Here is a 16,323-nt window from a genome sequence, read left to right on the forward strand (position 1 = left end):
CGGGCGGGCCGGGGAGGAGGGTCCGGCGCCGGGTCTGCGGCCCGGACGGTGTCACCGTGGGTGGAGTGACGGTGACACCGCGCCGCGGTCCGGCCCGCGGGCCGGCGGGGGACCGTGCGTCAGAACACGAACGGGCCCGGGTCCTGCGGAGAGGTGGCGTGGCAGGTCACGCTGATGCCGAACACCACGACCGTGAGGGATGTGGCCTCAAGGCTGTCGCCCGCGGCGACCGTGCCCGTCAGCGGTCCGGTGGAGACCGTGCCGCCGGCCGGGATCGCCGGATTGGCCTTGCCGGTGAACGTCGTCGTGTCGGAACCGTTCTTCGTCAGGGTGAGGGTCGAGGCGATGGAGTTGGCGGCGAGGGGGAAGGGCGACTTGATGGCCGTGGTGGACAGGTTGATCGTGGCCGCGGTGCCGTCCTGGGTGGCCGTGAGGGAGCCCGTACCGGATCCGAACGAGCTGCATTCGAACGACATGGTCGCCGCCGTGGGTTCGACGGCAGTGGCGGCCGGGGCCAGGGCGAGCGAGCCGAGGGCCGCCGCGGTGAGCAGGGCCGTGCCTGTGCCGAGACTGCGGTGCTTCATCTGGGTCCCGCCTTCGTGTGGGGGCAACGGGGTGGCGTCACCGACCGCCGCTGACCGCGCGGAACCGTCTGCCGGCTCGCGGGGACTGATGGGCCGTCAGTGACGGTTGTCATTGGTGCAGCAACTCCCGGAGAAAGCAAGCGCGCGGGCGTAGATCGTTGATATCTGTGGACCATTTCCAGCCTCCGGTGCGTGCGCCCGCCCGCCCGCCCCGAGGCTTCCCGGCTCCCGGCCAGGGCACCTGCCCCGTCTCCGTCTCCGCCCTCGCCTCTGTCCCGTCTCCGCCCCAGCCCCGGCCGCTTCAGCCTCGTCCGCCCCAGCCCCGGCCGCCTCAGCCCCGGCCGCGTCAGCCCCGGCCGATGTACGGCATCGACGTGGCCATCACCGTCGCGAACTGCACGTTCGCCTCCAGGGGCAGCTCCGCCATGTGCAGCACCGTCCGGGCCACGTCGTCCGCGTCCATCACCGGCTCGGGGGCGGTGCGGCCGTCGGCCTGGAGGACGCCCGTCTCCATACGGGCCGTCATCCGCGTGGCCGCGTTGCCGATGTCGATCTGGCCGCAGGCGATCCGGTAGGGGCGCCCGTCCAGGGACAGCGACTTGGTGAGTCCGGTGACGGCGTGCTTCGTCGCCGTGTACGCCACCGAGTGCGGACGCGGTGCGTGTGCGCTGATGGAGCCGTTGTTGATGATGCGTCCGCCCTGCGGGTCCTGGTCCTTCATCACCCGGAACGCGGCCTGGGCACAAAGGAACGAACCCGTCAGATTGACGTCGACGACATGACGCCACGCCTCGTAGGGCAGGTCCTCCAGGTGCACCCCACCCGGCCCGAACGTGCCCGCGTTGTTGAACAGCAGGTCCACTCGCCCGAACCTCTCCCGTGCCGCGGCGAAGAGCGCCGTGACGGCGTCCGGGGACGTGATGTCCGCCGGGACGCAGAGGACGTCCGCTCCGGCGGCCAGCGAGGCGGTCTCCTGCAGTGCCTCCGCCCGCCGGCCCGCCAGCACCACCGACCAGCCCGCGCCCGCGAACGCCAGCGCGACGCTGCGCCCGATGCCCGATCCGGCGCCCGTGACCACGGCGCTTCTCCGTTGTACGTTCATGGCGCCGCAGCGTACGGCAGAGCGGATTCCGCGGTTCTCATCCTCCCGACACGCGGATGTCGTGTACCGGACAATCCGTGGATGCCGGGGCCCGCTCCCCTGCGGAGAGACAACGTCCGCAAGGGGAGGGCCCGATGACGACCGCACACCCGCACTCGGACGAACTCCGCGCCGCCGCCCGGCATCTGGGCCGCCGCCGTTTCATGACCGCCACCGGAGCCGCCGCCGCGCTCGCCTTCGCCGTCAACCTGCCGGCGGCCGGCACCGCGGCCGCCGGCGAACTCGAAGCCGTGAGAATCACCGAGGACCCGTTCACGCTCGGTGTGGCGTCCGGAGACCCGCTGCCCGGTTCCGTACTGCTGTGGACCAGGCTCGCGCCGCGCCCGTACGAACCCGGCGGCGGACTGCCCGCCTCCCGCGTCCAGGTCCGCTGGGAGATCGCCCACGACGCCCGCTTCACCCGCGTCGTCCGGCGCGGACAGGCCACCGCCCACCCGGAGTTCGACCACACCGTCCACGTCGACGTCACCGGCCTCGACCCCGACCGCGTCTACCACTACCGGTTCCGCGCAGGACGCTGGACCAGCCCTGCCGGACGCACCCGGACCGCACCCCGCCCCGGTGCCCGGATCTCCGAGCTGAGGCTCGCCGCCGTCTCCTGCCAGGCCTACCACGACGGGTACTACACCGCGTACCGGCACCTGGCGGACGAGGACCTGGACGTCGTCTTCCACCTCGGCGACTACCTCTACGAGTACGCCGTCAACGCCGCCGGCGGCGCCCGCAACCACACCGACCGGCGCCTGCCCGCCCACTTCGACCGCGAGACCATCACCCTGGAGGACTACCGGCTGCGCTACGCCCTCTACCGCAGCGACCCCGACCTCGCCGCCGCGCACGCCGCCCACCCCTTCTCCGTCACCTGGGACGACCACGAGACCGAGAACAACTACGCGGGGGACACACCGGAGAACGACGTCCCGCCGGAGGAGTTCCTGCTGCGCCGCGCCGCCGCGTACCGCGCGTACTGGGAGAACCAGCCGCTGCGCGGGCCCCAGCGGCCGTCCGGCCCGGACATGCGGCTCTACCGCCGGCTGCGCTTCGGCCGGCTCGCCCAGTTCGACATGCTCGACACCCGCCAGTACCGCTCGGACCAGGCGTACGGCGACGGCTGGCAGACCCCGGGACCGGAGTCCGAGGACCCGGCGCGCACCATGACGGGCGAGACGCAGGAGCGGTGGCTGCTCGACGGCTGGCGGGCCTCGGACGCACTCTGGAACGTGCTGCCGCAGCAGGTCGTGTTCGCCCGGCGGCGCAACGTCCCCGGGCCCGGCTCCAAGCTGTCGATGGACGCCTGGGACGGCTATCCGGCCTCCCGCGAGCGGCTGCTCGACGGCGCCGAGGCCGCCGGGATCGACAACCTCGTCGTCCTCACCGGCGACGTCCACGCCGGGTACGCGTTCGACCTGAAGAAGGACTTCGACGACCCGTCCTCGCGGACCGTCGGCGCGGAGTTCGCCGCGACGTCCGTCAGCAGCGGCAAGGACGGTGCCGACAAGCCCGCCAACTGGGACAACCTCACCCGGGCCAACCCGCACCTGAGGTTCTACAACGGCCGCCGCGGCTATCTGACGATGACGCTCACCACCGGGCGGGCCCGGGCGGACTTCCGTACGGTCTCGGCGGTGACCACTCCCGGCGCACCGGTCACCACGGCCGCGTCCTTCGTCACCGAGGCGGGTGATCCCGGCATCAGGCCGGTGTGAGCCGGGCGGGTCGTGGCCGTGGCGCGGGCGGCCGGGCGGTTGGCGGCCGTTGGGCGGGGTCCCGGATCCCGGATCCCGGACCCCGGACCCCGGACCCGGGGCGCGGGGAGTCCGGAGAGCGGGGTGCGGGGTGCGGGGAGCAGGGAGAGCGAGGTGCGGAGAGCGGGGAGGGTCTGGCCCGTGCCGGACGAGCTGAGACCATGTGGGGCGACGACCAGGACAGGAGCTGTCGATGCCGGAGAGCGGCCCCACCACCCCAGAGCACATATCCCCCTCCGCATCGGGACGGGCCCAGGTCCCGGCAACGGCGGTCCCGGCCCCGCCCCGCCCCCCGCTGGAGACCGTGCCGTCCGCCGCCGTGGCCGCGCGCCGGGCCGGCCTGCTCGTCACCCTGGTGCTCGGCGGCCTGACCGCGCTTCCGCCGCTCTCGATGGACATGTACCTCCCCGCGCTCCCGGAAGTCACCGGCGACCTCCGCGCGCCGGCCGCGACCATCCAGCTCACCCTCACCGCCTGCCTCGCCGGAATGGCCCTGGGCCAGCTCGTCGTCGGTCCGATGAGCGACAGATGGGGCCGCCGCCGGCCGCTGCTCGCCGGCATGGCGGTGTACGTGGTGGCGACCGCGGCCTGCGCCTTCGCGACCGGAGCCGAGATGCTGATCGCCTTCCGGCTGCTCCAGGGCCTGGCGGGGGCGGCCGGGATCGTGATCGCCCGGGCCGTGGTGCGCGATCTCTACGACGGCGTGGAGATGGCCCGCTTCTTCTCGACGCTGATGCTGGTCTCCGGGGTGGCCCCGATCGTGGCGCCACTCATCGGCACCCAGGTCCTCCGGGTCACCGACTGGCGCGGGGTCTTCCACGTCCTCGCCGCCATCGGACTGCTCCTCACCCTCGTCGCGGCGAAGTGGCTCCACGAGACGCTGCCCCCCGAGCGGCGCCACAGCGGCGGCGTCCGCCACGCACTGCGCACCATGCGCGCTCTGGCCGCCGACCGGGTGTTCACCGGGTACACGCTGACGGGCGGTCTCGCGTTCGCCGCGCTCTTCGCCTACATCGCCGCCTCCCCGTTCGTGGTGCAGAGCCTCTTCGGCGCTTCGCCCCAGACGTTCGGCCTGCTCTTCGCCGCCAACTCCGTCGGCCTGGTCGCGGTGGGCCAGATCAACGGAAAGCTGCTGGTGGGCCGGGTCAGCCTGGACAAGGTCCTGGGCGTCGGCCTCGCGGTGATCGTGCTGGCGGCGCTGGCGCTGCTGCTGGTCACGGCCGGCGTCTTCGGCGAGACGGGGCTCCTCCCGGTGGCTGCGGGACTCTTCGTCCTGATGTCGGCGATGGGCGTCACCCTGCCGAACACCAACGCCCAGGCCCTGACCCGCGCCCCGCACGCCGCCGGATCGGCGTCCGCGCTGCTCGGCACGTCCTCCTTCCTGATCGGGGCCATCGCCTCCCCGCTGGTCGGCGTCGCGGGCGAGACGACGGCGGTGCCGATGGCCGTCGTCCAGCTGGTGTGCGCGCTGGGCGCACTGGGCTGCTTCCTGGCGCTGTGCCGGCCGTGGCGTACGGAGGGCCGGGTACGCCCGGGGCGTAGGGCGAGTGAGGTACGCGTGCGTACGCGTGCGTAGGGAGTGGTACCCGGGCCCGGCGCCGCCGGGCACGGGTGGCCCGGCCGGAGTGGAAGGGCCCGCGTCGCAGGCCGGGCGCGGCGCGCGGTGGACGAGTCGGCGCGGTGGACGAGCGGCCTCCGGCCTTCCGGCTCCCGCGCGGCCCGGGGACCGGCCCGGGTACGGGGCCGGGCGCGGGTACGGGGACGGGGACGGGGACGTGCCTAGAATTCGCCGGTGAACACGACCCTCCCCGACGCCCTCGCCGCGCTCCTCGACGGACTCCCGCAGGGCCGCGCCGCCCAGGGGGTGGAGCGCCTGATCTCCAGCTACCGGGGGGACACTCCGACCGACGCGCCGGTACTGCGCGACCGCGCGGACGTGGTCGCGTACGCCGCGTACCGGATGCCCGCGACCTTCGAGGCGGTACGGTCCGCGCTCGGCGCGCTCCGGGCCGCTGCTCCCGGGTGGGCGCCCGCCACGCACACCGACATCGGCGGCGGCACGGGCGCGGCGAGCTGGGCGGTCGCCGATGCCTGGCCGGAGGGCGAGCACCGGACCACGGTCCTGGACTGGGCGGGGCCCGCGCTGGAGCTCGGCCGCGAGCTGGCGGCGTCCGCGGAGTCGCCGGCGCTGCGGGGCGCGCGGTGGCGGCGGGAGCGGATCGGCGAGTCGATGGGGCTGGAAGCGGCGGACCTGGTCACGGTCTCGTACGTGCTGAAGGAGCTCGACGAGCGGACCCGGGCGGCGGTGGTGGGCCAGGCCGCGGCGGCGGGGCAGACGGTCCTCGTCGTGGAGCCGGGTACGCCGGACGGCTACGAGCGGATCATCGCGGCGCGGGATCTGCTGGTGGGCGCGGGGCTGCGGGTGGCGGCGCCGTGCCCGCACGGAGGGACGTGCCCCGTCGTGCCGGGCGCGGACTGGTGCCATTTCTCCGCCCGGGTGAGCAGGTCGTCGCTCCACCGGCGGGTCAAGGGCGGGTCGCTGCCCTACGAGGACGAGAAGTTCAGCTACGTCGCAGCGACCCGGGCACCCGTGTCCCCGGCGACCTCCCGGGTGACGCGCAAGCCGCAGATCCGCAAGGGCCAGGTCCTGCTGGACCTGTGTTCCGCCGACGGCACCCTCCACCGGGAAACGGTCACCAAGCGCCACGGGCCCCTCTACCGCGCGGCCCGTGACGCGTCCTGGGGTGTGGCCTGGCCTCCCTCGGACGGCGGCGGCGGTGGCGGCGCCTGACGCGGACCGGCGGCCTTGCCCGGCGCCCCGTCCCCGGCTCGGGCCACGCTCCCCGGGTCCGGGTCCGGGTCCGGGTCCGGACGCTGTCCCGACCGCCGACCGCCGACCGCCGACCGCCGACCGCCGACCGCCGACCGCCGACCGCCGGACCCGGTGCCGGTGCCGCGTGCCGTGCCTTCGCAACACACCCCTGATGCGGGCCTAAGTGCGCAGCTCCTGTGTGCAGCACTTCACGCTGCCGCCGCCCTTCAGCAGTTCACCCGTGTCCATTCCGATCGGTTCGAAGCCCCGGGCCCGCAGGGGCTCGAAGAGCCCCAGGGCCGCTTGCGGCAGCAGGACGTGGCGGCCGTCGCTGACCGCGTTGAGGCCGAAGGCCGCCGCGTCCGCCTCGCGGGCGGTGAGCGCGTCGGGGAAGAGGCGGGCGAGGACCGCGCGGCTGCCGGGCGAGAAGGCGCCGGGGTAGTACATGATCTCATCCGTCTCGTCGTCGAGGACCGACAGAGCGGTGTCCAGGTGGTAGTACCGCGGATCCACCAGATCGAGCCCGATCACCGGCCGCCCGAAGAACTCCTGCGCCTCGTCGTGCGACAGCGGGCTCGACCGGAAACCTCGGCCCGCCAGCAGATATGTCGAGGTCACAGCGAAGTCGCCCTCGCCCTCGTTCACGTGGGCGGGCTCGCGGATCTCGGTGAAGCCCTGGGCGCGGAACCACTCGAGGTGGGCTTGCGCCTCCGCTGCCCGCTCGGCGAAGGCGAAACGCGCGCCGAGTACCCGTCCGTCGACGACGGTGGCGCCGTTCGCGGCGAAGACCATGTCCGGCAGATCCTCGCGGGGTTCCAGCACTTCGACGGTGTGGCCGAGCGCTCGGTAGCGGTCGCGCAGGACCTCCCACTGGGTCATCGCCAGCGACAGGTCGACGGGCTTCGCCGGGTCCATCCACGGGTTGATGGAGTACGTCACCTCGAAGTGCGCGGGTGGGCACATGAGGTAGCGGCGGGATCTGGCGTCACGAGGCAATGCGGGCTCCTCACGGACGACGGGGCGCACGGTTGTGCGTGAGGCCATGGTGCGGTCTCCAGCACGTTCGCGCTGTGATCCGTTCGGGTGATTCATCAGACGTACGCCTGCCGTGACACAGGGCGACGCATGTCGTCGCGGCTCGCGCCTCGCGGCTAGCCGCTCCCCTCATGGAGGCCGCAACCGCCGCCGGGCAGGCTGCCGAGCGCGCACCCGAGTGCCCACCCTTCCTCGGCTGCCGAGGACGCGTACCAGTTCCTGCCCGTTCCTGCGGCCTCGTCGCCTCCCCGGTGGGACCGGGGCCTGCCGCGCACCCGGCCTCAACCGGTGGCACCGCCGGGTCGACTTCCGTTTCCGCCCGGCCTCGACCCGTGTCCCCGACCGGTTTCCGCTCTCGTCTCCGCCCGGCGGTTCGGCCACTCGATCGGGGGGTGCGGCCACCCCGCACGCCCGATGGTGGGACGATGGCGGGAGTGCCGACGCGCGGCCGCACCCGTGTGAGCCGGGGCGAGCAGGGAGATGTGAGGGGATAGATGGGCGACGGTAACGGCCGCGACCGCGGCACGGAGAGCAGGCTCTCCTGGGAGAACCGGCTGCCGCAATGGCTGCGCCGCCGCTCCCGGGAGGAGGGTGGCGAGTCCGGCCGGGCCAGGGAGCGACTCGACCAGCTCGTCGCCACCGCCGCCGCGGGACTGCCGCTCGCCCCCGCCGCGTATCCCTCGGGGTTCAGCTGCTCCTGTGAGCGCATCGGCTGCCCGACGCCCGCCCGGCACCCCGTCTCGTTCGCCTGGCAGACCCAGTCGACGCACGACCCCGCCGCCGTCGAGCGCTGGGCGGACGACCAGCCCGAGGCGAACTTCATCACCGCCACCGGGATGGTCCACGACGTTCTCGACGTGCCGCTGGGCGCCGGCCGGGCCGCGTTGGAGCGGCTGCTCGCGGAGGGCACCGAGGTCGGCCCGCTGGCGGAGTCCGAAGAGGGGCGGATGCTGTTCTTCACCGCCACCCGAGGCACTCCCGAGGACGAGGACGAGTGGTGGCCCTGTGAACTCGACTGCCATCCCGGGACGATGGACGAGCATCCGGGCCTGCGCTGGCACAGCCGCGGCAGCTACGTCCTGGTCCCGCCCGCGCGGCTCCCCGGTGGGCTCGGTGTCGTCTGGGTGCGCGGCCCCGAGCATCCGCTGCCGGATCCGCTGACGCTGTTGGAGGCACTGGCGGATGCCTGCACGAGGTACGCCGAGGAGACCGGCACGCATGACTCGGACCACCACGCGGTGTCCTGGCCGGTGAACCGGTGAGTCGGTGAGTCGGTGAACCGGTGAGTCGGTGAGTCGGTGAACCGGTGAGTCGGTGAGTCGGTGCAGCGGTGGGCCGCTGTGCCGGTGAACTCGACGGTGGGGAAGCGGTGGGGAAGCGGTGGGCCGGTGAACCGGCAAGGCGTGCAGGCGCACAGGCGTCGCGCCGCGCATTCCTGAGCCCCGTGCCGCGGCCCTTCGGCCGCCGGGCGCCGCGGAGTTCCCGGTCCGGCGGTGGCGCCGAGTTCCCGGTCCGGCCGTGTGGTGCCGCGCGCCCGCGGCAGTGCTACGAGCCGCGCGCCCCCGTCACGCCCTGCAGCCGGTTCAGGACCCTCACCGGTGGGCCGGCCGCCCCCTTCGGGGCCACCGCGACCGCCTGGCTCGAGACCCACTCCTTGGTGAGCGTGTTCTTGACCTCGCCCGTCATCAGCGCCTTGACGTCCTCGCTCACCTTGGGCCGGTAGCCCTGCGCGGCCGTCTGCCGGTCGAAGTAGCGCAGCGCGAAGAACACCAGCGCCCCGCCGTCCTCCGTGGCGAGCCCGAGGGGCGCGAAGTCCCCGGTGTCCAGCGGCTGGTCGACATACTGCGTGCTGAGCCCCGGCCGTCTGCCGTTCTGCTCGCGCACCCGCCGCCATTCGCTGGTGTGCGTGCCGTCGGCGAAGTGCTGCGGGCTGCCGGTCCGCAGATACGAGGCGTACTCCTCGCTGAGGTCCTGAGGGGCGACCGCCGTCCTGGCGGAGTCCGGGGCCACCGGCTCCGCCCAACCGTCCTCGTCGGTACGGAACTCCGGTACCTGCGCCGGTGAGAGGATCGCCAGATACGCGGCCTCCCACAGCTGCTTGCCGCTGTTTCTGACGAACACCATCAGCCACCGGCTGTCCCGGTCGCCGGAGTCGACGTCCCGGTTGCTGTCGGCGTCGACCACGAAGAACCGCGGCCAGCCTGCCTTCTTGGGGATGTGGTACGTCGTGTCGCTGAGCTCCAGCGGACGGTGCCGGGGATTGCCGCCGGGCGCGGTGATGCTGCGGGACTTCAGCCCGGCCTGGTTGATCGCTCCGAGAGCACCGGTGACCCGCCCGGCGTCGAGGGCCGGATCGTAGGCCTTGTCGGCCGCGTTGTAGGCGTCGGTGAAGTCCCGGAGGGCCTGTTCGGCCTCCGCCCTCGTCGCGGAGGGCACGACCTCCAGCTCGCCGTGCACCGTCACGCACCCGCCCGCCGTGAGCGACAGCACCGCCACCGTCGCGAGCCCCGTCGCCGCCCGACCCAGCCTGCTCATGGGTTGCCTTCTGTTCCTCGCATCGACGCCCCGCACTGACCGTTTGCACCCTACCGGGCTGGGGACACCGGGAATGCCGGGACCGGTGGCGGAGGCGGCGCCGCCCCGTCGCACCGAGGTGGCGCCGTGCTGCCGGTCCGCGTCGTACCGGAGATGCTTCAATGCCCGGGTGACACACGAACGACCCCGCGACCTCGACGTACTGCGCGTCTTCTGTTCCGGCGACGGCCGTCATGGCAACCCCCTCGGAGTCGTGCGCGACGGCAGGCCGTATCCCGGCCAGCGGTCGCGCCGGGAGCTGGCGGCCCGACTGGGCTACAGCGAGACCGTGTTCGTGGACGATCCCGAGCGCGGTGTCGTCGACATCCACACCCCCGGGGCGCGGCTGCCGTTCGCGGGGCACCCCCTCGTCGGGGTGGCCTGGCTGCTGGATCTGGAGACGGTGAACCCGCCGGCGGGAGAGGTATGGGCGCGCTCCGACGGCGAGTTCACCTGGATCACCGCCCGCGCCGAGTGGGTACCGCCGCGCACCCTGCGCCGGTACGACTCGGCGGCCGAGGTCGAGGCGCTCGAGGTGCCGCCGCCCGGCGAGTGGACGTACGCATGGGCCTGGGAGGAGGAGGCCGCCGGCCGGGTCCGGGCCCGCGCCTTCCCCGGCAGGGGCGACGGCATCGACGAGGACGAGGCCACCGGCGCGGCGGCACTGCTGCTCACCGAACGACTCGGCCGCGCGCTGAACATCGTCCAGGGCCGCGGCTCCCAGCTCCTGACGGCTCCCGGCCCCGACGGGTTGATCGAACTCGGCGGCCGGGTGCGGCTCGAGGACCGCTGAAGCGCACGGCCGGTCGCCGCTTCCGTGCCTTCCCGCGCCGCCGGCCGTTGCGGTTCGTGCGCGGTGCGTACGACGCGCGTGTTCCGGCGTGCGTGTTCCGGCGTGCGCCTTGCGATGTGTGCCTGGCGACGCGGGTGTTTCGCCGGCGTGTGGCCTCAGGCCGCGCTGAGCGGGAACTCCCGGCCCAGCTCGCGGAACACCGCACCGTTGAAGTCGAAGGCACGGCGGCACTCGTCGATGATGCGCTGCCTCTCGAGGTCGTCCGCGTTCACCGCGTCCAGCAGTTCCCGGTAGCCCCGCTTGAACGCCGCCGGGTTGGCGATCTGCTCGAAGACGTAGAAGCGGACGCCGTCGCCCTTGCGCGTGAAGCCCCAGGTGCGCTCGGCCCTGTCGCGGATGATCTGGCCGCCGGAGAGGTCCCCGAGGTAGCGGGTGTAGTGGTGGGCCACATAGCCCGCGGGCCAGGTGTGTGCGCACTCCTCGACCCGTGCCGCGTAGGCGGCCGTGGCGGGCAGCGCGCGCAGGCCGTCGCGCCAGTCCGGGCCGCGCAGGTGCGCCAGGTCCCGCGCCAGCTCCGCCGTGCGGAACAGCTCCTGCCGGATGAAGGGCCCGGCCACCGGGTCGTCCCGCAGTGCGCCCGCCGAGCCCTCCAGCGCCCGGTACACGAACCACAACTGCTCCGTGTAGCGCGCGTAGGCCTCGACCGTCAGCCGGCCGCCGAGCAGATCGCTCATGAAGGTGGACGTCTCCGCCTCGGTGTGCTGTTCGTGCGACGCGACACGGATCAGGGTCGAGAAAGGCGTGTCCAACGTGTCCAGCGTGTCCAAGGCGGGCCTCCGGGGGACCGATGGGGACGGGAACCAGGAGAATCCTGCTACTTAGGCTTACCTAAGTCAACCGGTTTCCGACGACCTGTCGGTAAGAACGCTACCCGCAAACCCGCTCAGGGCAACGTCAGGATGTCCGCCCCGGTGTCCGTCACCACCAGTGTGTGCTCGAACTGCGCGGTCCGCTTCCGGTCCTTCGTCACCACGGTCCAGCCGTCGTCCCACATGTCGTACTCGTGCGTTCCCAGCGTGAGCATCGGCTCGATGGTGAACGTCATGCCGGGCTGCATCACCGTGGTCGCGTGCGGGCTGTCGTAGTGCGGGATGATCAGCCCGGAGTGGAACGAGGAGTTGATGCCGTGGCCGGTGAAGTCGCGCACGACGCCGTAGCCGAACCGCTTCGCGTAGGACTCGATGACCCGCCCGATGACGTTGATCTGGCGGCCGGGCCGTACCGCCTTGATCGCGCGGTTGAGCGACTCCCGCGTCCGCTCGACCAGCAGCCGCGACTGCTCGTCCACGTCACCGCACAGATAGGTGGCGTTGTTGTCGCCGTGCACGCCGCCGAGGTAGGCGGTGACGTCGAGGTTCACGATGTCGCCGTCGCGCAGGACGGTGGAGTCGGGGATGCCGTGGCAGATCACCTCGTTGACCGAGGAGCACAGCGACTTCGGGAAGCCCCGGTAGCCGAGCGTCGAGGGGTAGGCTCCGTGGTCGCACATGAACTCGTGCGCGACCCGGTCGAGTTCGTCCGTGGTCACCCCGGGGGCGATCAGCTTCGCGGCCTCTGCCATCGCCTGCGCGGCGACACGGCCCGCGACGCGCATCCTCTCGATCGTCTCGGCGTCCTGGATCTCCGGCCCGTCGTACGGCTTGGGCGCGGGCCTCCCGACGTAGTCGGGACGCCGGATGTTTCCGGGTACGGAACGGGTGGGAGAGAGCTTCCCCGGTGCGAGCAGCGACTGGCCAGACATGCCAGCGAGTCTAACCGGGGGCTGGAGGCGCCCCGGGCGCCGTGAGCCGTCCGGGGCCCCGGACGGGACCGGGCCGGGACCGGACGGGACTGAGAAGGGACCGGACGGGACTGGACGGGACTGAGAAGGGACCGGATGGGAGTCGCCCCCGGGCGGAGGGGAAGGCGCCGGGGCAGCATGGGGCAGAGGAAGGAGCCGACGATGGCCCTGTTCAAGAAGCGCACGGCGGGCAAACCGGGCGAGTGGTACTACTGCCTGCAGCACAGGAAGGTCGAGGAGGGGCCGGAGTGCCCGGCGAAGGACCGGTTCGGCCCGTACTCCGACCGCGAGGAGGCCACACACGCGATGGAGCTGGCGCGGGAGCGGAACCTGGAGTGGGAGAACGATCCGCGGTGGCACGACGCGCCGCGCGGCGGGGACGGCGCGGGCTGACCGCGCGGCGGTCCGCCGCCGGAAGGGGCGCCACCGCCCGCCCGCCAGGATGCTGACGGGCAGGGCCGGTGGCGCCCGTACAGGTCGCCGGGCCTGCCGCCCCTCCCGGTCAGGTCGCCGGGTCCGCCACTGTCCCGTCCTCCTTCTGGGCGCGGCGGCGCAGGGCGTCCTCGTCCGTCGCCGCGTCGTAGGTGACGAGCTTCGGCAGTGCAGCGGTCAGCAGGCCCACCGAGGCCACACACAGCAGCCCGCCGCTCCAGAACGCCGCCCGGGTGCCGGTCCAGCCGGCCGCCGCGCCCGCCCGCACCTGGCCCAGCTGCGGGCCCACGCTGTACGACAGCACCTCGATGCCCGCGAGGCGGCCGCGCAGCGACTCCGGGATCGTCTGGTTCCAGATGGTGGCGCGGCCGAGTCCGCTGAGCATGTCGCCGGCGCCCGCGAAGCCGAGGCAGAGCAGCACCAGCCAGACGTCGGTGAACCAGCCGGCCGCGGCGATCGCGAGACCCCACCCGGCGGCACCGAACACCACGAACAGGCCGTGGCGGCGTACCCGCGAGGTCCAGCCGCTGGTCAGGCTGAGCAGCAGCGAGCCGACCGAGCCCGCCGCGTACATCAGCCCCAGGGACCACTCGGCGTCGAGCTCGTCGGCGAGGAACGGGAAGATCGTGTTGGGGAAGGCGAAGAGCATCGCGGCCAGGTCCACGGCGTAGGTACCGAGCAGCACCGGCCGGCTCCAGGCGTACCGGGCGCCCTCCGCGATCCCCCGCAGCGACGGTTTCCCCGCGTCGTGCGCGGGCGGGGCGGGGGACAGCCGGGAGCACAGCAGCATGGAGACCAGGAAGCCGAGGGCCGTCGTGGTGTACGCCGTCGCGTGTCCCGCGTACGCCACCACCAGCCCGGCCAGTGCGGGACCCGCGATGGCGCCGAGCTGCCAGCGCAGCGCGTTGAGCGCGGCCGCCGCGGTCTGCTGGTCGTGCGGCACGATCCGGGCCATCAGCGAGTCGAGGGCGGGCCGCTGCAGTCCGGCGAGGGCGGAGACACCGGCCGCGACGACGTACAGCGGCCATAGCGCAGGTGTCGGCTGCAGTGCGTTGACCAGCAGGATCACGGCCATCGCGGCCATGCCGCTCTCGGTGGTCACCAGCATCCTGCGCCGGTCCACCGCGTCGGCCAGGGCGCCTCCGTACAGCCCGAACACGACCAGCGGCACGAGCTCCACGGCGCCCATGGCCCCGACCGCGAGCGGTGACCCCGTCAGGTCCTTGATCTGCAGCGGCAGGGCCACCATCGCCATGAAGCTGCTGAAGAACGTGATCAGCCCCTGCACCCACAGCAGGCGGAAGTCCCGAGAGGAGCGCCAGGGCGAGAGGTCCGGGAGCAGGGCCCCGCGCAGTCGTGATGCCACGACGTGCCATGGTCTGCGCGCGGGGCGGGGAGCGGCAAGCGAATTTCACCACCGCGTCGGCGGCGGCGGCGCCGCCAGTCGGTCGGCCAGCCGGGCGAGGCGGTCGCGGAAGCCCCCGCGGCTGCGGGGGCCGGCCGGCGGCGGTACGTTCTCGCCCGCGGCCGCACTCACCAGGTGCTGCACCGCGTCCAGGTCGACCTCGGCCGTCCCCGGCACCGTCAGCGCCTCGTGGGCCAGGCCGAGCACCTCCGGGTCGCCGGCGTCCAGCGACAGCACCTTCGCCCCGGAGCGCCTGGCCTTGTGGACGCGCTCCAGCACCGCGGCGTCCGGCCGCTGCGGCGCCACCACCAGCAGCGTCTCCCCCCGCCCGGCCGCCGCCACCCGGCCGAGACCCACGGAGAGGTGCGCCGGGTCCCCGGGGCGCACCCGGTGCCGTACCAGGGTGGGAGCCAGCTCGGGCTGCCCGGACCAGGCCGCCTCGTCCACGAGGTGCGCGGCGAGGTGCCACGGCTCGTACTCGGCCGTTCCCAGCAGCAGCAGTCCGCCGCCGTGCGGCACGACGGAGGAGCGCAGCGCCCCTGCGAACCCGCGGACCGCCGCGGGCCACTCGGTCCCGGCGAGGACTTCTCGCAGCAGTGCCACGCGTATGGCATCCATGGGCGGGCATCCTGTCCCCTCGTGGGCGCCGGCGGGCGCCGGTTCCGCCGCGGTTCACCCGTACGGGAGCACCAGCCTTCCTACCAGCGAGTAAGGTCGGATCATGACTTCTCAAGACAACCCCGCCCCGAAGCCCGCCGCCAGGGACCCATGGGACCTCCCCGACGTCTCCGGGCTGGTCGTCGGCGTCCTCGGCGGCACGGGGGACCAGGGGCGCGGCCTCGCCTACCGGCTCGCCCGTGCGGGGCAGAAGGTGGTCATCGGTTCCCGGGCCGCCGAGCGCGCCGAGAGCGCCGCAGCCGAACTGGGCCTCGGCATCGAGGGTGCGGAGAACGCCGAGTGCGCACGGCGCAGCGATGTCGTGATCGTGGCCGTGCCCTGGGACGGGCACGCCAGAACCCTGGAGGCGCTGCGGTCCGAGCTCGCCGGAAAACTGGTCGTCGACTGCGTGAACCCGCTCGGCTTCGACAAGAAGGGCGCCTTCGCGCTGAAGCCGGCCGAGGGCAGCGCGGCCGAGCAGGCCGCCGCCCTGCTGCCGGAGTCCCGGGTCACCGCCGCGTTCCACCATCTGTCCGCTGTGCTGCTCCAGGACGAGTCGATCGAGGAGATCGACACGGATGTGATGGTGCTGGGCGAGGCGCGGGCCGACACCGATCTGGTGCAGGCTCTCGCGGGTCGTATCCCCGGAATGCGCGGGGTCTTCGCCGGCCGGCTGCGCAACGCCCACCAGGTCGAGTCGCTGGTCGCCAACCTGATCTCCACGAACCGCCGCTACAAGGCGCACGCGGGCCTGCGCGTCACCGACGTCTGAGCGGCGCCCGGCGGCGGCGCCCGGTGACCCCCGTCCGCCCTCAGGCGCGGTGGCGCCCTCAGGCGGCGGGTGTCCGGTGCCCGGGGGTCGGGTGCCCGGGGTCGGTGCCCGGGGGGCGTTCGTGCGGCGCGGTGGGACCGGAGCCGACAGCGCGGCGCCATGGCGCCGGAGTTCCCTCGTGCGGCGGGGCTGTGGCATCGGAGTCCTCCGTGCGCCGGGACCGGCCGGGTGCCGGGTATCCGTCGCCGCAGCGGCATGGGGGACACTGGTCCGCGACACCCCTGACCGGACAGGAGCCGACCCCCATGCCCCGCCTCGCCCTCTACGCCGTGATCATCTGCGTTCTCGCCGTCGCCGCGGCGGTCGTCTCGTTCGTCGAAGGCAGCTGGTTGGGGATCGTCTGGGTGCTGATGGCCGGTGTGTCGTCGAACATGGCGATCTACTACTTCCGCCGCGGCAGGGCGCGGACGACGCCGACCTCCTGAGCACTGGGCCCGTCCGTTCCGGCGGGC

The 16,323-nt window shown here is 73.4% G+C and carries 16 protein-coding genes; 8 read left to right on the plus strand and 8 right to left on the minus strand.

Translation table 11 applies throughout. The features are described 5' to 3' along the window. Window positions 1-119: 119 nt before the first annotated feature. Window positions 120-584: a hypothetical protein gene (locus SCWH03_RS05440; RefSeq protein WP_173262711.1), complete on the minus strand. Its 465-nt coding sequence runs from the start codon at window positions 582-584 to the stop codon at window positions 120-122. 346 nt (window positions 585-930) lie between these two features. Beyond that, complete coding sequence (locus SCWH03_RS05445) at window positions 931-1,686, minus strand: SDR family oxidoreductase (RefSeq protein ID WP_173262714.1); 756 nt, start codon at window positions 1,684-1,686, stop codon at window positions 931-933. A gap of 134 nt (window positions 1,687-1,820) precedes the next feature. On the opposite strand from SCWH03_RS05445, the gene SCWH03_RS05450 reads away from it, so the two are divergent. The 3 genes from SCWH03_RS05450 to SCWH03_RS05460 all read left to right on the plus strand — a co-directional run bounded on the left by SCWH03_RS05450 (window position 1,821) and on the right by SCWH03_RS05460 (window position 6,282). Beyond that, window positions 1,821-3,452: an alkaline phosphatase D family protein gene (locus SCWH03_RS05450; RefSeq protein WP_173262717.1), complete on the plus strand. Its 1,632-nt coding sequence runs from the start codon at window positions 1,821-1,823 to the stop codon at window positions 3,450-3,452. Window positions 3,453-3,684: 232 nt separating this feature from the next. Then, window positions 3,685-5,067: a multidrug effflux MFS transporter gene (locus SCWH03_RS05455; protein WP_173262720.1), complete on the plus strand. Its 1,383-nt coding sequence runs from the start codon at window positions 3,685-3,687 to the stop codon at window positions 5,065-5,067. 216 nt (window positions 5,068-5,283) lie between these two features. After that, window positions 5,284-6,282, plus strand: a complete 999-nt coding sequence (locus tag SCWH03_RS05460; protein WP_173262723.1) for a small ribosomal subunit Rsm22 family protein — start codon at window positions 5,284-5,286, stop codon at window positions 6,280-6,282. Between the two features lie 201 nt (window positions 6,283-6,483). On the opposite strand, the gene ddaH is transcribed toward SCWH03_RS05460, so the two are convergent. Then, complete coding sequence (gene ddaH, locus SCWH03_RS05465; protein ID WP_371872614.1) at window positions 6,484-7,347, minus strand: dimethylargininase; 864 nt, start codon at window positions 7,345-7,347, stop codon at window positions 6,484-6,486. Window positions 7,348-7,832: 485 nt separating this feature from the next. Between ddaH and SCWH03_RS05470 the strand changes: the two genes are divergently transcribed. Further along, the gene (locus SCWH03_RS05470) at window positions 7,833-8,600 is read left to right on the plus strand and encodes a bifunctional DNA primase/polymerase (RefSeq protein WP_173262725.1); all 768 of its coding nucleotides are present in this window, start codon (window positions 7,833-7,835) and stop codon (window positions 8,598-8,600) included. Between the two features lie 283 nt (window positions 8,601-8,883). On the opposite strand, the gene SCWH03_RS05475 is transcribed toward SCWH03_RS05470, so the two are convergent. Further along, complete coding sequence (locus tag SCWH03_RS05475) at window positions 8,884-9,873, minus strand: SCO2278 family lipoprotein (RefSeq protein WP_173262728.1); 990 nt, start codon at window positions 9,871-9,873, stop codon at window positions 8,884-8,886. 169 nt (window positions 9,874-10,042) lie between these two features. Between SCWH03_RS05475 and SCWH03_RS05480 the strand changes: the two genes are divergently transcribed. Beyond that, complete coding sequence (locus SCWH03_RS05480; protein WP_173262731.1) at window positions 10,043-10,705, plus strand: PhzF family phenazine biosynthesis protein; 663 nt, start codon at window positions 10,043-10,045, stop codon at window positions 10,703-10,705. A 155-nt stretch (window positions 10,706-10,860) separates the two neighbouring features. On the opposite strand, the gene SCWH03_RS05485 is transcribed toward SCWH03_RS05480, so the two are convergent. Both SCWH03_RS05485 and map read right to left on the minus strand, forming a co-directional pair. Next, window positions 10,861-11,514 carry a biliverdin-producing heme oxygenase gene (locus SCWH03_RS05485; RefSeq protein WP_371872615.1) on the minus strand — a complete coding sequence of 218 codons (654 nt, stop codon included), beginning with the start codon at window positions 11,512-11,514 and terminating at the stop codon, window positions 10,861-10,863. Between the two features lie 134 nt (window positions 11,515-11,648). Beyond that, the gene (map, locus tag SCWH03_RS05490; protein WP_173262736.1) at window positions 11,649-12,506 is read right to left on the minus strand and encodes a type I methionyl aminopeptidase; all 858 of its coding nucleotides are present in this window, start codon (window positions 12,504-12,506) and stop codon (window positions 11,649-11,651) included. Window positions 12,507-12,707: 201 nt separating this feature from the next. On the opposite strand from map, the gene SCWH03_RS05495 reads away from it, so the two are divergent. Beyond that, window positions 12,708-12,938, plus strand: coding sequence for a hypothetical protein (locus SCWH03_RS05495; protein ID WP_173262739.1), 231 nt, complete (start codon window positions 12,708-12,710; stop codon window positions 12,936-12,938). A 109-nt stretch (window positions 12,939-13,047) separates the two neighbouring features. On the opposite strand, the gene SCWH03_RS05500 is transcribed toward SCWH03_RS05495, so the two are convergent. After that, window positions 13,048-14,343, minus strand: a complete 1,296-nt coding sequence (locus SCWH03_RS05500; RefSeq protein ID WP_173262741.1) for an MFS transporter — start codon at window positions 14,341-14,343, stop codon at window positions 13,048-13,050. Window positions 14,344-14,388: 45 nt separating this feature from the next. Beyond that, window positions 14,389-15,000 carry a hypothetical protein gene (locus SCWH03_RS05505; RefSeq protein WP_173262744.1) on the minus strand — a complete coding sequence of 204 codons (612 nt, stop codon included), beginning with the start codon at window positions 14,998-15,000 and terminating at the stop codon, window positions 14,389-14,391. 103 nt (window positions 15,001-15,103) lie between these two features. Between SCWH03_RS05505 and npdG the strand changes: the two genes are divergently transcribed. Together npdG and SCWH03_RS05515 are read left to right on the plus strand one after the other, a co-directional pair. Next, window positions 15,104-15,811 carry an NADPH-dependent F420 reductase gene (gene npdG / locus SCWH03_RS05510; protein WP_173262747.1) on the plus strand — a complete coding sequence of 236 codons (708 nt, stop codon included), beginning with the start codon at window positions 15,104-15,106 and terminating at the stop codon, window positions 15,809-15,811. Between the two features lie 305 nt (window positions 15,812-16,116). Then, window positions 16,117-16,296, plus strand: coding sequence for a hypothetical protein (locus SCWH03_RS05515; RefSeq protein WP_109293227.1), 180 nt, complete (start codon window positions 16,117-16,119; stop codon window positions 16,294-16,296). Window positions 16,297-16,323 lie beyond the last annotated feature (27 nt).

Origin of the sequence: Streptomyces pacificus (assembly GCF_011766325.1) — a bacterium.
Classification (GTDB): domain Bacteria; phylum Actinomycetota; class Actinomycetes; order Streptomycetales; family Streptomycetaceae; genus Streptomyces; species Streptomyces pacificus.

Excerpts from the sequence above, each read along its gene's own strand:
- SCWH03_RS05455 (WP_173262720.1), top strand. The coding sequence starts at position 3,685 with ATGCCGGAGAGCGGCCCCACCACCCCAGAGCACATATCCCCCTCCGCA.
- SCWH03_RS05495 (WP_173262739.1), top strand. The coding sequence starts at position 12,708 with ATGGCCCTGTTCAAGAAGCGCACGGCGGGCAAACCGGGCGAGTGGTAC.
- ddaH (WP_371872614.1), bottom strand. The coding sequence starts at position 7,347 with ATGGCCTCACGCACAACCGTGCGCCCCGTCGTCCGTGAGGAGCCCGCA.
- npdG (WP_173262747.1), top strand. The coding sequence starts at position 15,104 with ATGACTTCTCAAGACAACCCCGCCCCGAAGCCCGCCGCCAGGGACCCA.
- SCWH03_RS05475 (WP_173262728.1), bottom strand. The coding sequence starts at position 9,873 with ATGAGCAGGCTGGGTCGGGCGGCGACGGGGCTCGCGACGGTGGCGGTG.
- SCWH03_RS05505 (WP_173262744.1), bottom strand. The coding sequence starts at position 15,000 with ATGGATGCCATACGCGTGGCACTGCTGCGAGAAGTCCTCGCCGGGACC.
- map (WP_173262736.1), bottom strand. The coding sequence starts at position 12,506 with ATGTCTGGCCAGTCGCTGCTCGCACCGGGGAAGCTCTCTCCCACCCGT.
- SCWH03_RS05515 (WP_109293227.1), top strand. The coding sequence starts at position 16,117 with ATGCCCCGCCTCGCCCTCTACGCCGTGATCATCTGCGTTCTCGCCGTC.
- SCWH03_RS05445 (WP_173262714.1), bottom strand. The coding sequence starts at position 1,686 with ATGAACGTACAACGGAGAAGCGCCGTGGTCACGGGCGCCGGATCGGGC.
- SCWH03_RS05470 (WP_173262725.1), top strand. The coding sequence starts at position 7,833 with ATGGGCGACGGTAACGGCCGCGACCGCGGCACGGAGAGCAGGCTCTCC.
- SCWH03_RS05450 (WP_173262717.1), top strand. The coding sequence starts at position 1,821 with ATGACGACCGCACACCCGCACTCGGACGAACTCCGCGCCGCCGCCCGG.
- SCWH03_RS05440 (WP_173262711.1), bottom strand. The coding sequence starts at position 584 with ATGAAGCACCGCAGTCTCGGCACAGGCACGGCCCTGCTCACCGCGGCG.